Genomic DNA, 13368 nt, shown 5'->3' with positions numbered 1-13368 from the left:
CCTCAGAATTTCTCGCCGCGGGCGCGCAGCCGTGCTGCCACGGCCTCGATCCCGTCGCGATCGATGGTCTTGATGCCCTTCGCGGAGACGGTCAGCGTGATCCGCCTGCCCGCGCTGGGCAGGTAGTAGGTCTTGCGCTGGATGTTCGGATCCCAGCGCCGGTTGGTGCGCCTGTGTGAGTGCGAGACGGACTTGCCGAACCCGGGCGCGCGCCCGGTGACCTGGCAGTGGGCCGACATGACCCGACCTCCTATTGAATATCGTTTTCGACAACGGCCGTTCGACACTGTAGCGTGAGCCTCCAGCAAATGAAAACCGTTGTCGAAAGGAATTTGTTCCGGTGGCCGATCCCGTCTCCGCGTCCGACCGGCGCACCCCCGTCGTCCTGCTCACCGGCAGCGGCCCGCGCGGCGTGCCGGAGGCGCTGCTCCGTGCGCCGGGCACCGTCGTCGTCCGGCACGATCTGCGTGACCTCCGTGAGGGGGTGGTCCGGCGGACCGTGCTGGACGGCGACCGAGCCGAGCTCGCCGTACTCGAGCTCGCGCACGGCTGCGTCTCCTGCACGCTCCGCGGCGACCTGCTGCCGCTGCTGCGCACGCTCGCGGCGCGGGAGCCGGTGCGCCGCATCGTGCTCGACCTGGACGCCGCCTTCGAGGCGGACTCGGTGTGCGAGGCGATCGAGCACGTCGTGGTGGCGGGGATGGTCGGCAGGCCGGACGCGCCCGCGGGCCGCGACGTGCGGGTGCTGGCCGTGCTCGGGTGCCTGGACGAGGACGGCTGGTTCGCCGACGTCACCGGCGACGACACCATGGCCGAGCGCGGCCTCACCACGGTCGACGACGATCGCACGGTGGCGCAGGTGGCGCTCGGCCAGGTCGAGTCCGCCGACGCGCTGCTGCTCGCGGGCAGCGCCGACCCGGCGCGGCGGGCACGCACCGCGGCCGTGCTGCACCGGCTGGTCCCCGGCCTTCCCGCGCTGCGCGCCGAGCCGGGCGCCGAGCCCGCCGCCGACGCGATCGAGGCGCTGCTCGCCGTGGTCCCCGAGCGCGCCCGCGGCTTCGACCCGCACGCGCCGCTGCTGCGCGGGCAGCCGCCGCTGAGCCGGGAGCACGGCGTCGAATGGGTGGAGTTCGCCGCCGACCGGCCGTTCCACCCGGCCCGGCTGCACGAGGCGCTCGACGTGCTGCTCGACGGCGTCGTCACCGCGCGCGGCCGGATCTGGCTGGCGACCCAGCCCGCCGACGTGGTGTGGCTGGAATCGGCGGGCGGCGGGCTGCGGGTCGGGGGAGCGGGGCGCTGGCTGGCCGCCATGGCCCCGGCCGAGCGGGCCGCCGTCGACCCCGAGCGCGCCGCGCTGGCCGCGCTGCGCTGGGACGAGCGCTTCGGCGACCGGCACGTCTCGCTGGTCGTGCTCGTGCACGACGCCGACCCGGCCGAGATCCGGCGGGCCCTGCACTGGGCGCTGGTCGAGGACGACGAGCTGCGGCTCGTCGCGCGGTCACCGCGGGTCGTCGCCGGGTGGGCGGACCCGTTCGGCGAGCAGCACACCGATCCGTGCGCCGACCCGTCCGGGGTCGGCGCGGAGGGCCTGCACAGAGAGGACAACGCATGAAAGCAGGGATTCACCCGGAGTACCGGCCGGTGGTCTTCGAGGACTCCAGTACCGGGACCCGGTTCCTGACCCGCTCCACCGCGGGCAGTTCGCGCACCGTCGAGTGGACCGATGGGTGCGGCTATCCGCTCATCGTCGTGGACGTGACCTCGGATTCGCACCCGTTCTGGACCGGGGCGAACCGGGTGCTCGACACCGCGGGGCGGGTCGAGAAGTTCGAGCGCAAGTACGGGCGGCGTGCCCGCCGGGGCCGGGAGGGGTGAGGTCGTGGCAGTTCCCAAGCGGCGGATGTCGCGCAGCAATACGCGGAGCAGGCGGGCGCAGTGGAGAGCCGTCGCCCCCGACCTCGTTCCGGTGACCGTCGGCGGTGTCGCCTACCGGGTGCCGCGCCGCCTCGTCGCCGCCGTCCGCCGCGGACTCGTCGACCCGTCCCGGAGCTGATCCGGACCCGCCGCCGGGTGCCTATCGGAAGGCACCCGGCGGCGGGCGCCGGGGAAGGGCTACCCCTCGCGCTCGGCGAGATCGACGAGCGCCGCCGCGAGGCGGAAGTACTTGTTGTTCCCGAGATCGGCGATCGTCTTGATCTTCAGCGCGTCCAGCAGCTTCTGATCCGCCGCCTCGGTGAGCCCGGCGAACGCCGAGGGCGGGGCGGCGAGAATCTCCTGCAGCGACTTCTCCTCGAACGCCTTGTCGAGGGCCTTGTCGAGCGTGACGGTGACAGCCATGCGGAACTCCTTCGAAGGAACGAACCCGGATGCGTCGTGCGCGCCGACAATAGCCCGGTTTCGCTGGCACCGGCCCGGGAACGCGCGGTGTGATCCAGCGCAAGGTCCCTCGACAGAGTGGGCCCGCTGGGCAAACGCGCCGCGATCCCCCTTACCCGCCGGACCTTTCCCGATGTTTCTATCGGTGATGCGGAAAGTTTGCGGCAGAGCGTGGTCCAGACCACAGGTTGGTTTGGACCCCTATAAAAGTCCTGCCGAATGAGTGGATTTCACCGATCCGCACCGGTACCCTCGTGCGGGAGGGCGGGTTCCTCGAAGGTCCGGTTTAGCCGGTGCCCCAAGGGAACCCGCTCATCGCCAAACTCCACCAGCGGATTTCCACCCCGGTTCAGGGGTGATGTTCCGGTCCTTCGGTAGGCGCGGCGAGTTCGGCGGGCCGAGCGGGCAGCAGCGATTCCAACCGCCCCACCAGCGCCGCCGCCGGCCCCTCCAGCAGCGACAGCGGGAACGGCAGCCGCCGCTCGATCAGCCCGCGCAGCTCCGCCGAGAGATCGGCGGTCGTGGCCTCCAGCTCACTGATCTCGGTCCGCAGCGCCACGATCTGGCCGCGCAGCGCCTCCGCCTGCTCGCGCAGCGCCGAGGTGTCGGCCCGGATCGCGGCCACCGCCCCCGCCAGCGTGGCATCCGGCTCGCCGAGCCCGGCGGGCTCGGGAACGCGCAGCTGCCGCCGGATCTCGCGCAGCACGGCTTCCTGTTCCGGGGTCACGCCCCGCTCCCTCCTGGTCGCCGCGCGAGCCGGTCAGCGCGCGGGCTCGAGGTCCGGACGCGGCACGGGCGCGGTCGCGGCCAGCGCACGGCGATCCGGCGCGATGAGCACCGCGCTGATCGGAATGGTCAGCGAGAGCATCCCGACCACGAACATCGGGAACACGAAGTCGAACAGCTCCATGCCGTCCGGCGCCGTCGCGGTCGGATCGACCTCGAACTCCAGCGCCGAGAGGCCGAGGTAGTACACCCCGGCGATGCCGAGGCCGAAGAGCAGCGTCGTCGCGGCGCGGGCGGGCCAGCCGCGCAGCGACTGGAACGACCACAGCGCGCCGCCGCACACCAGCACCGCAACCACGGCGGCCAGCGCGGCCGGCCACGGCGAGATGTCCACCTTGCCCTGCACGCTGATCGAGCCGAGGCTCAGGTACAGCGTGGTCGCGGTGCCGAGCCCCATGACGAGCCCGCCCGCGAGCAGCAGCGGCAGCCGGAACGAGCGGCCGAGCAGCAGCAGCCCGATCAGTACCGCCGCGAAGGCGACGATCAGCGCGGCGATCTGGTAGGCCAGGTCGTAGCGGAGCACGGTGCTGGAGACATCCAGCCCGAGCAGCGTGACCGAGGTGGCGAGCCAGATGCCGATGCCACCGATCGAGACGGCGGCCGCGGTCAGCCAGACCAGCCGGAACCGGGCCGAGCGCACGCTGTGCACGATGCAGGCGAACCCGACGAGCGCGCCGAGCACCGAGATGGCGACGGAGAGCCCGGCGATCCAGGGCCCGAGGACGAACAGCTCGACCTCGGTGCCTCCGCTCGCCAGCAGTTGCGGCTCACCCATGGCGAGCGGCCCCTTCCAGTTCCTGCGACTTGAGCTCCGCGATGGCGTACTCGGTCACCGCGGCGAGCGCCTGCCGCACCTCGACCGCGTTGCGGGCGTCGATGTCGACGATCGGCACCCCCTCGCGCACCGAGAGCGCCTCGCGCAGTTCGGCGATCGGGAAGCGCGGCGCGTGCGGGAAGCGGTTCACCGCGATCAGGAAGGGCAGCCCGCGCGCCTCGAAGAAGTCGACCGCGGCGAAGCTGTCCTCCAGCCTGCGGGTATCGATCAGGACGACGGCGCCGATCGCGCCGCGGATCAGGTCGTCCCACATGAACCAGAACCGGCGCTGGCCGGGCGTGCCGAACAGGTACAGCGTGAGGTTGCCCGGCAGGATGATCCGCCCGAAATCCATGGCGACCGTAGTGGTCTCCTTCTGCGGAGTGTCGGCGAGATCGTCGATGCCGTCCGAGAACTGGGTGACCATGGCCTCGGTGCGCAACGGCACGATTTCGGACACCGCGCCGACGAACGTCGTCTTCCCTGCGCCGAACCCGCCCGCCACCACGATCTTGGTGGACGCGGTCCTGGTATCGGCATCATCGGGCCCGGTGCTGCCTTCGGGCCCGATCTTGCTTTCGGGCCCTTGTTTCCTAAAGGGCGCGGAGTCCACGCAATGTCCTCTCCATCAGGGTACGGCGCTCGCTGAAGCTCGTTTGTTCGGTCAGTGTGATGTGCATGCGCATGGCGCCGTCCACGACGAGATCGCCGATCACCACCCGGACCATACCCAGCGGGCGGTCCAGATGTGCGGCGATCTCGGCGACGGACAACCGGTGCGTTCCGAGACGCAGGATCTCGGTACGGATGTCACCGGACGGCCAGTCGAGATGCGCGTTGTGCGACAGGGTTTCGATCACCGCTTCGAGCGGCAGGTCCACCGCGGGCTCGGTCCGCCCCGAGGTCAGAGCGTAGGGCCGAACGCGAGTGGGGGGTCGATACGGTCCGGAGCCGTGCGGGCTGGACATGGCAAATTCAGACGGCGGTCCGCGCGGTCGCCGACACGACACTGCCGACCCGGTCGACGAGCAAGGCCATCTCGTACCCGATGCGGCCGATATCGTGCGATTTATTGGCGAGAACTGCCAGGTGCGAGCCGTTTCCGACGCTCATCACCAGGAGGTACCCGCGCTGCATCTCGACGATCGACTGCATCACCTTACCGCCGTCGAACAGCTGCGCGGCACCGGCGGCGAGGCTCGCCAGCCCGGCGGTGACGGCCGCCAGCTGCTCGGCCCGGTCCGACGGCAGGTGCGGGCTCGTCGCCTGCAGCAGGCCGTCGGCCGACACCAGGACGGCGTGCGAGACGCCGGGGATGTCCCGGGTGAATCGTGCGACCAGCCAGTTCAAGTTCTCGTCCGTGGTGCTGTTGGCGTTGGTCATGCAAGCCCTCCGTCGTTGTACTGCACATTGGCCCGCCCACTGCGGACCCCGCTGAGATGCCTGGTGAGGTTGGTGCGGATCTCCTCAGGGTCGCGGTCACCCTGCTCCTCCGCCTGGGCGAGGCCGCCCGGAACCAGCTGCGCGCCCGGCCTGCGGATGGGCAGCCCGCCCGCGGTGCGCGAGGATGTGGTCGGCTTGCTCGCGTCGGCCGCCGCGGACCAGCCCGCGTCGGCGGGCGACGACCAGGAGCCGGGAGCCGCCTCCGACGATGCCGGTTCGACCAGCCACTCCGAGACCATGCGCTGGTAGATCGGGGTCGGTGACTCCCCGGCGATGGGCTGCAGCCGGGACGAGCCGGTCTGCTCGCGCCCGTCGCCGGTCTCCTCGGCGCGGCGGACCCGCTGCTGCTCGCCGGTGTGCGCGGGCCGGTCGAACGGGCGGTACGCCTGGGTGGCGTACTCCGGTCCGTCGTAATCCGGCACCGGCCTGCGGTCGGCGGGCTGCTGCTCGCCGGTCTCGGCGGGCTCGGGCCGCCGGTCGTCGCGCGCCGAGGGCTGCGCCGCGCGATCGGACCGGTCGGTGCTGTCCAGCCGGACCGCGGCGGGCGCGTGCTCGCCCGGCCTGCGCACCGGAAGCCCGGAGCGGCTGGTGAACCGGTCGGAGTCGCCGTCGTCGGCCGGGTCGTCCTTGTTCTCCGCCCACAGGTCGGTGCCGGTGGGCGGGTTGTGCGGATCGACCACCGGGAAGCCGCCGGTCGTCGGCCGGGACGGCTCGTCCGAGCCGAACCCGGTGCGCGGCCGGTCGGCGCCGCCGCGGTCGCCGCGGCCGGGCACCGAGATGCTCGGCTGCTCCGGCGCGTCCGCCACCCGCATCGCCGGGCGGCGCTGCGGCAGCCCGTTGGTGGTGGTGCCGAAGCCGCTGCTCGCGGTCTCGCGCTGGGGCAGGCTCGGCACCGGGACCAGGTTGCGGGTCGGCGCGGAGCCGAAGCCGTCGTCCCGCGCACCGCCGAGCTGCTTGCCGCTCGGGTCGGTGTGGTCCAGCTGCGGCGCGACGAGCGCACCGGGCAGGTGCACGCTGGCCGTGATGCCGGGCTGCTGGGCCATGGTCGAAGTGCGCCGCAGGCTCACCGTGATGGTGTGCCGCTTGGCCAGCCTCCCCACCACGAAGAGCCCCATCCGGCGCGCGGTCTCGACGTTGACCTCACCGCCGGAGGCCAGCCGCTCGTTGGTGGCCTGCAGATCCTCGGAGGCCATGCCGAGGCCGCGGTCGGTGATCTCGATCAGATAGCCGCCGTCCACCGCGCGGGCGACCATCACCGCGACCGCGGTGGTCGGCGGCGAGTAGCGCAGCGCGTTGTCGATCAGCTCGGCGAGCAGGTGCTCGATGTCGACCGCTGGCTCGCCGGGCACGACGCCCTCCGGCACCGAGCCGATCTCCACCCGCTGGTAATCCTCCACCTGGGAGACCGCGCTCCACAGCATGTCCGAGAGCGGAACGCCGTTCAGCTGGCCGCGGCGCAGCTGGGTGCCGGCGAGCACGAGCAGGTTGTCGCCGTTGCGGCGCATGCGGGTGGCGAGGTGGTCGAGGCGGAAGAGGGCCTGCAGCCGCTCGCCGTCGTCCTCGTCGTGCTCCAGCTCCTCGATCAGGGTGAGCTGCTGCTCCACCAGCGACTGGCTGCGCCGGGAGAGCGTCTCGAACATGTTGCCGATCTGCACCCGGAGCCGGGCCTGCTCGGCGGCGAGCGCGAGCGCCTGCTCGTGGATCTCGTCCACCGCGCGGGCCAGCTGGCCGATCTCGTCGGTGCTGTGCACGCCGACCGGGGTGATCCGCGGGGTGGCGCCGCCCGCGCGCACCACCGCGAGCTCGTCCGGCAGCTTGACGTGCGCGACCTCGAGCGCGTCGCGCCGCAGCCTGCGCACCGGGACCACCAGCGTGCGGGCCACCGAGAGCGCCAGCGCCAGGCCCGCGAGCAGCGTGCCGATCACGATGCTCGCCTCGCGCAGCGCACCCGCCTGCGCGTCCACCGTCCTCGATGCCAGCGACCCGTCGATGATCTCCATCAGGTCGTCGGTGGTGACGGCGTAGGTGTCGCTGCTCGCCCGCAGCGAATCCGCGACGACCGGGTTGGCCGCCGGGTCGCCGACGCTCTGGCTGAAGGCGGCGAGCCGGGTCTGCACCGCGTCCATCAGCGGCCGCAGGTTCCCCGCGTTCTCCGGCAGGATCAGCGAGTAGGTCGCGATCATGGTCATCTCGGCGCCCGCCGAGATGAGCACCTTGGCCTGCACGCCCGGGTTGTTGCGCGCGGCGTCCGGCATGCCGATCAGCAGCTGCTGCTGGGTGAGCGTGCGGCGCGCCGACTGGATCGCGCCGAGCTGCAGGAAGTAGCGCTGGATCACCAGGTCGTCGACCGAGGGCGAGCGGGCCAGCGCGTTGCCGATCCTGGCCGCGATCTCGTCGGCCTGCTCACCGACCATGGCGGGCGAGCCGTTGCGCAGGCTGTTGCGCATGGTCGACCCGGTGGCCACCGCGGAGGCGAGCTCCGCGGTCACCTTCCCGCTGACCTCGGTGGTCTGCATCGCGACCTCGAGTTCGGCGAGCGCCTGGTCGAATCGGGTCAGCGCCGCCGCGGTCGCCGGATCCGCGATGTTCCCCCACGAGGAGGACGCCGCGATGGCGAGTTGCTCGGTGGCCGTGCCGTACCGGACGACCGGCCGGATGATGATCGCTTGTTCGGTCGCTGCGTGGAGTTGCTCCATGGTGCGCAACTCGTTGTTGATACGCAGAACCGCGAACACGGTCGCCAGCAGTACCGGCAGCACCAGAACGATCCCCACCTTGCGGGTGACGGACCAGTTCGACAGGCTGAATTGCCAGGATCGCGGTGCAGCTTCCATCCGCTTCCGTCGCCTCCGCTTCACGAGTGACCCCCGGCGGCGCGTGGCTGCTCGTCGGATGTGGATCAACCCGCATCACAGAACCAACGAAGGGTCTTCTTTTTACCGCGGTGAACATACCGCGCTGCGTGAGTGTGAGCAATCTGGGGTACTCAGTATGTTTTTCTCGAATATGGCGTTACAGAACGCCTTTCGGGGCTTTCGGCCCGTCCGCCCGGAAGCACTTCGGCGACTTCGGATAAAAGGCGCTGGTCACCGTCGGTGACCGGACTGTGATCGTTCCGAGATGGATCCGCCGAGATCACCGGCGAGTCGCGTCACGGCGTGTCGGACACACCCTCTCAGTCGGCTCTCAGTCGGCAGGGCCACACTGGTCACATGCGGATTCTGGTAGTCGACGACGACCGCGCCGTTCGCGAATCGTTGCGCCGGTCGCTGACCTTCAACGGCTACACCGTTGATCTGGCGGTCGACGGGGTCGACGCACTGGAGAAGACGACCGCCCAGCGCCCCGATGCGCTGGTGCTGGATGTGATGATGCCACGCCTGGACGGTCTGGAGGTATGCCGCAGGCTGCGCAGTACCGGAGACGACCTTCCGATTCTGGTTTTGACGGCGCGGGATTCCGTTTCCGAACGCGTCGCGGGACTTGACGCCGGCGCCGACGACTATTTGCCGAAGCCGTTCGCGCTCGAGGAATTGCTCGCCCGGCTGCGCGCCCTCCTGCGCCGGACCGGGACCGCTCCCGGCGAGGCCTCCGAGACCCTGTCGTTCGCGGATCTGTCGCTGGATCCGGTGACCAGGGAGGTGACCAGGGACACCAGGTCGATCAGCCTCACCCGCACCGAGTTCTCGCTGCTGGAGATGCTGATGGCGAACCCGCGCCGGGTGCTCACCCGCAGCCGGATCCTGGAGGAGGTCTGGGGCTACGACTTCCCGACCTCGGGCAACGCGCTCGAGGTCTACATCGGCTACCTGCGCCGCAAGACCGAGGCCGAGGGCGAGCCGCGGCTCATCCACACCGTGCGCGGAGTCGGCTACGTGCTCCGCGAGACGCCGCCGTGACCCGCGGCAGCACCAGGCGGCCGGTGATCGCCACCCTCGGCAACCCGCCCCGCCCCGAGCCCCGCGCGCCGGAGCCGCTGCCGCCGGAGATGCGCCCGCCGACCCCGCTGACCCGCTCGGTCTCGCTGCGCTGGCGGGTCACCCTGCTCGCCGCCTCGGTGGTCGCCATCGCGGTCGCGCTCGCCTCGATCGCCGCCTACGCCATGGTCGCCCGCTCGCTCTACGCCGACGTCGACTCGCAGCTGCGCGCCCGCGCCGCCACGCTCATCGACAACAACTTCGACAGCCTCGGCTTCTACTCGATCATCCTGGCCGGGCTCTACTCCAACGACGTCGGCGTCGCGCTGATCTTCGCCGACGACAAGCAGTACGTCCCACCGCAGCCGACCAACCCGCCGGTCGGCGCCGACGAGATGGCGGTGGCCGCCGGGCAGCGCGAGTTCTCCCTGCGCACCGTCGACAACCAGCGGGTGCTCGCGCGCCGCACCAATTCCGGGGCGACGCTGGTGGTCTCGCAGCGGCTGGAGCCGACCAGGGAGGTGCTCGACCGGCTCGCCTGGCTCATGTTCGTGGTCGGCGGCTGCGGCGTCGTGCTCGCCGCCGCGGCGGGCACCGCGGTCGGCCGCACCGGGCTGCGGCCGATCGCCCGGCTCACCGCCGCCACCGAGCGGGTCGCCCGCACCGACGACCTCACCCCGATCCAGGTCACCGGCGACGACGAGCTGGCCCGGCTCACCGAGAGTTTCAACACCATGCTGCGCGCGCTCACCGAGTCGAGGGACCGGCAGCGCAGGCTGGTCGCCGACGCCGGGCACGAGCTGCGCACCCCGCTCACCTCGCTGCGCACCAACATGGAGCTGCTCATCGCCTCCAGCCGCCCGGGCGCGCCCCGGCTGCCCGAAGAGGACATGGCCGAGCTGCGCGCCGACGTCATGGGGCAGATCGAGGAGCTCTCTACCCTGGTCGGCGACCTGGTCGACCTGGCCCGCGAGGACGCGCCGGAGACCGTCTACGAGCGGGTCGACATGGGCGAGGTCACCGAGCGCGCGCTGGAGCGCGCCCGGCGCAGGCGCGGCGCCATCGAGTTCGTCGCCGAGCTGCGGCCCTGGTTCGTCTACGGCCACGAGGCCGGGTTGGAGCGCGCCGTGCTCAACGTCCTCGACAACGCCGCCAAGTGGAGCCCGGGCGGGGCCCGGGTCCTGATCACCATGCGCGAGGTGAGCCGCAACCTGCTCGAACTCGCCGTCGACGACGCCGGCCCCGGCATCCCGCCCGCGGAGCACGAGCTCGTCTTCGAGCGCTTCTACCGGACCACCGCGTCCCGCTCGATGCCCGGCTCCGGGCTCGGCCTCGCCATCGTCAAGCAGGTGGTGACCAAGCACGGCGGCACCATCACCGTCGATGCCTCCGAGCGCGGCGGCGCGCTCATCCGCATCGTGCTCCCCGGCGAGGGAGGAAGGCCCGAGCAGCTCTCGGGGAACTGATAGCGCCGTCTCAGTCCGTTCTCAGTCGTGATCAGCAGGCTGGGGGGTACTACGAGCAGGACCACCAGCCGAGCAACGAGGATTCGCCGTGACCGAGGAAAACCAGCGCCGCGCGGGAGAGCAGCCCGCGGGTGGCACGCACCCGACCCCCCCGCCGCCCGGGCCGGGTTCGCCGTGGGCGCCGGGGCCCTACGGACCGCACGGCGGGTACAACCCGCCGGGGCCGGGCGGGTTCGGCGCGCCGCACGCGCCCGGGTCCGAGCACGGGACCGGCGCTTTCGGTGCGCAGCACGGGGGTCTGGGTCCGGATCGCGAGCCGAACTTTTTCGGCGGGTCGGACGGCGGGCGCGGAGCCGATACGGGAGCCGGTGGCTTCGGTCCGGGCGGGCCCGAGCACGCGACCAGCGGGTTCGGCGCGCACCAGGGCTTCGGCTCGGGCCCGCACGAGACGCAGGGGCGGTACGAGCCGGGGCCCGGCCCGGCCACCGGGTCGATCCCGGCTCCCTACGGCCCCGGCTACTCCCAGCCGGGCGCCCCGGTCCCGCCGGGCGCCATCCCGCCCGCCTACGGCGGCGGCCCGTCGGACCCCGGCCCGGCCAAGCGCCCGCGGCGCATCGCGCTGGTCGCGGGCGCCCTTGCCCTGGCCCTGGTGAGCGGCGGCATCGGCGGCGTGGTCGGCGCCGTCGCGGTCGACCGCGACACCAGCTCGACCGTCGCCAACGCGCTCGACGCCCCGAAGCCGAACGTGAACACGGTCGCCAATGCCCCCGCCGGCTCGATTCAGGCGGTGGCCCAGAAGGTGCTGCCCAGCGTCGTGATGATCAAGGTGGCGAGCAACCGCGCCGAGGGCGAGGGCTCCGGCGTCGTGCTCTCCTCGGACGGCCTGATCCTGACCAACAACCACGTCGCCACCGGCGGCGGCACCGGCGCCAGGATGGAGGTCGTCTTCAGCGACGGCTCCACCGCACCGGCGACCATCGTCGGCGCCGACCCGGTCTCCGACCTCGCGGTCATCAAGGCCGAGGGCAAGACCGGCCTCACCCCGATCGAGCTGGGCAGCTCCGGCGAGCTCCAGGTCGGCCAGCCGGTGATCGCGATCGGCTCCCCGCTCGGCCTCGCGGGCACCGTCACCACCGGCATCGTCTCCTCGCTCAACCGCCCGGTCTCGACCAGCGGCTCCGGCACCGCCCCCGGCGTCAACCCGGTGATCGACGCGGTGCAGACCGATGCCGCGATCAACCCGGGCAACTCCGGTGGCGCGCTCGTGGACGGCGAGGGCAAGCTCATCGGCATCAACACCGCCATCGCCACCCTCGGCGGCGAGACCGGCGGCCAGCAGAGCGGCTCGATCGGCCTCGGCTTCGCCATCCCGGTCGACCAGGCCCGCCGGGTCGCCGACCAGCTGACCAAGACCGGCCGGGCCACCTACGCCCAGATCGGCATCAAGCTGCGCCCGCAGGACACCAGGGCGCAGGTGCTCGAAGCGACCCAGGACGGGCCGGCCGCCAAGGCGGGGATCCCGGCCGGTGCGGTCGTCACGAAGGTCGACGATCGGGTCATCGATTCCGGTGACGCGCTGATCGCCGCGGTCCGCTCCCACCAACCAGGAGACAAGGTGACGGTGACCTACACCGACGAACAGGGCAACAACCCGAAGACCGCCCAGGTGACGCTGGACGCCGCGCCGGCGGAGGCGGGCCGATGATCCGCGTGCTGCCCGGGGGATCGGTGGGGCTGTCGCCGCTTGGCGCTACGGTGAGCACCATGGAAATCGATGCTCCTGTGGCGGGGCGGGCACTGGTGGTTGTCGTCGACGATCGCACGGCGCACGGCGCCGAAGATTCGATCGGTCCCCTGGTCACCGAACTGCTCACCGAGGCGGGGTTCCTCGTCGACGCCTCGGTCTCGGTGCAGGCCGACGAGGTGGAGATCCGCAACGCGCTGAACACCGCGGTCATCGGCGGCGTGGACCTGGTGATCTCGGTCGGCGGCACCGGAATGTCGCCGCGCGACGTCACCCCCGAGGCCACCTCGCAGGTGCTCGACCGGGAGCTGCCCGGTATCAGCGAGGCGCTGCGCTCCTCCGGCCGGGTGGCGGGCTCGCTCGACGCGGTGCTCTCCCGCGGCCTCGCGGGCGTCTCCGGCAGCACCCTCGTGGTGAATCTGGCGGGCACCCGTGCCGCCGTCCGCGACGGCATGGCGACGCTCAGCCCGCTCGCCAGCCGCGTGGTCGACGAGCTCTCCGGGTTGGCGGAGTAATTCCCACCGGCGACGCCACCGACGTCCCCCGCCCGCACCGGGCGGGGGACGCGGCGCGTCTGGCCCGCATCTTCGGCGACGCGCTGCCGGAGACCACCCGCGACGAACGCGGCGACGACGAACGCCGAGACGACTCCGGCGACCACTGGCTGCGCTCCCAGGTGCCACCACACCACGGTTGAGCCCCCTTTCCGCTTTTGGTAACTCCGCCTTGACATTCGGTCCGCTACCGCCGTGCCCGGCCAGTGCGCCGTACCGCGCGCGACCCTTCCGGCCGGAACTTCGATAACCGATAAGTGAATGGCGT

At 71.9% G+C, this 13368-nt stretch carries 16 protein-coding genes; 8 read left to right on the top strand and 8 right to left on the bottom strand.

Going from position 1 to position 13368, the window contains the following annotated elements:
* Positions 1–2 precede the first annotated feature (2 nt).
* The gene (rpmB, locus tag LTT61_RS14740; RefSeq protein WP_233020525.1) at positions 3–239 is read right to left on the bottom strand and encodes a 50S ribosomal protein L28; all 237 of its coding nucleotides are present in this window, start codon (positions 237–239) and stop codon (positions 3–5) included.
* Positions 240–340: 101 nt separating this feature from the next.
* On the opposite strand from rpmB, the gene mrf reads away from it, so the two are divergent.
* Genes mrf through rpmF form a run of 3 tightly spaced genes read left to right on the top strand, consistent with a single transcriptional unit; the run spans position 341 to position 2053 of the window.
* Positions 341–1612 (top strand): ribosome hibernation factor-recruiting GTPase MRF, encoded by a 1272-nt coding sequence (gene mrf / locus LTT61_RS14735; protein WP_233020524.1) that lies wholly within the window; start codon positions 341–343, stop codon positions 1610–1612.
* On the top strand, positions 1609–1875 hold the full coding sequence (locus tag LTT61_RS14730) for a type B 50S ribosomal protein L31 (RefSeq protein WP_233020523.1): 267 nt from the start codon (positions 1609–1611) through the stop codon (positions 1873–1875). The genes mrf and LTT61_RS14730 overlap by 4 nt, the downstream gene beginning before the upstream one ends.
* Before the next feature lie 4 nt (positions 1876–1879).
* The gene (gene rpmF, locus LTT61_RS14725; protein ID WP_233020522.1) at positions 1880–2053 is read left to right on the top strand and encodes a 50S ribosomal protein L32; all 174 of its coding nucleotides are present in this window, start codon (positions 1880–1882) and stop codon (positions 2051–2053) included.
* Positions 2054–2112: 59 nt separating this feature from the next.
* Here rpmF and LTT61_RS14720 read toward each other — a convergent pair whose 3' ends face one another.
* From LTT61_RS14720 to LTT61_RS14690, 7 genes are all read right to left on the bottom strand, one after another.
* Positions 2113–2337: a hypothetical protein gene (locus LTT61_RS14720; protein ID WP_233020521.1), complete on the bottom strand. Its 225-nt coding sequence runs from the start codon at positions 2335–2337 to the stop codon at positions 2113–2115.
* Positions 2338–2725: 388 nt separating this feature from the next.
* Positions 2726–3103 (bottom strand): hypothetical protein, encoded by a 378-nt coding sequence (locus tag LTT61_RS14715; protein WP_233020520.1) that lies wholly within the window; start codon positions 3101–3103, stop codon positions 2726–2728.
* Between the two features lie 33 nt (positions 3104–3136).
* Positions 3137–3937 carry an MHYT domain-containing protein gene (locus LTT61_RS14710; RefSeq protein ID WP_233020519.1) on the bottom strand — a complete coding sequence of 267 codons (801 nt, stop codon included), beginning with the start codon at positions 3935–3937 and terminating at the stop codon, positions 3137–3139.
* Positions 3930–4547, bottom strand: coding sequence for a GTP-binding protein (locus LTT61_RS14705; RefSeq protein WP_378610476.1), 618 nt, complete (start codon positions 4545–4547; stop codon positions 3930–3932). Before LTT61_RS14705 ends, LTT61_RS14710 begins: the two co-directional genes overlap by 8 nt.
* Positions 4548–4569: 22 nt before the next feature.
* Entirely contained in the window at positions 4570–4944 is a 375-nt protein-coding gene (locus tag LTT61_RS14700; protein WP_233020518.1) for a DUF742 domain-containing protein, read from the bottom strand.
* A gap of 7 nt (positions 4945–4951) precedes the next feature.
* A complete protein-coding gene (locus tag LTT61_RS14695) occupies positions 4952–5359 on the bottom strand; it encodes a roadblock/LC7 domain-containing protein (RefSeq protein WP_233020517.1) in 408 nt (135 codons plus the stop codon).
* Positions 5356–8253 carry an ATP-binding protein gene (locus LTT61_RS14690; RefSeq protein WP_233020516.1) on the bottom strand — a complete coding sequence of 966 codons (2898 nt, stop codon included), beginning with the start codon at positions 8251–8253 and terminating at the stop codon, positions 5356–5358. The genes LTT61_RS14695 and LTT61_RS14690 overlap by 4 nt, the downstream gene beginning before the upstream one ends.
* Before the next feature lie 378 nt (positions 8254–8631).
* Here LTT61_RS14690 and LTT61_RS14685 point away from each other — a divergent pair, with 378 nt between their 5' ends.
* The 5 genes from LTT61_RS14685 (at position 8632) to LTT61_RS14665 (ending at position 13243) form a co-directional block, all read left to right on the top strand.
* Positions 8632–9318 (top strand): response regulator transcription factor, encoded by a 687-nt coding sequence (locus tag LTT61_RS14685; RefSeq protein WP_233020515.1) that lies wholly within the window; start codon positions 8632–8634, stop codon positions 9316–9318.
* Positions 9319–9407: 89 nt separating this feature from the next.
* Complete coding sequence (locus LTT61_RS14680) at positions 9408–10802, top strand: HAMP domain-containing sensor histidine kinase (protein ID WP_233021018.1); 1395 nt, start codon at positions 9408–9410, stop codon at positions 10800–10802.
* An 88-nt stretch (positions 10803–10890) separates the two neighbouring features.
* Entirely contained in the window at positions 10891–12507 is a 1617-nt protein-coding gene (locus LTT61_RS14675; protein WP_420094790.1) for a trypsin-like peptidase domain-containing protein, read from the top strand.
* Positions 12504–13061, top strand: coding sequence for a MogA/MoaB family molybdenum cofactor biosynthesis protein (locus LTT61_RS14670; protein WP_233020514.1), 558 nt, complete (start codon positions 12504–12506; stop codon positions 13059–13061). The genes LTT61_RS14675 and LTT61_RS14670 overlap by 4 nt, the downstream gene beginning before the upstream one ends.
* A complete protein-coding gene (locus LTT61_RS14665; RefSeq protein WP_233021016.1) occupies positions 13061–13243 on the top strand; it encodes a hypothetical protein in 183 nt (60 codons plus the stop codon). Before LTT61_RS14670 ends, LTT61_RS14665 begins: the two co-directional genes overlap by 1 nt.
* The last annotated feature ends 125 nt before the right edge of the window (positions 13244–13368 follow it).

This window comes from Nocardia asteroides, from assembly GCF_021183625.1.
Taxonomy (GTDB): Bacteria; Actinomycetota; Actinomycetes; order Mycobacteriales; family Mycobacteriaceae; genus Nocardia; species Nocardia asteroides_A.
The sequence above is the reverse complement of the archived record's forward strand: the minus strand, read 5'-3'. Positions and strand labels throughout refer to the sequence as shown.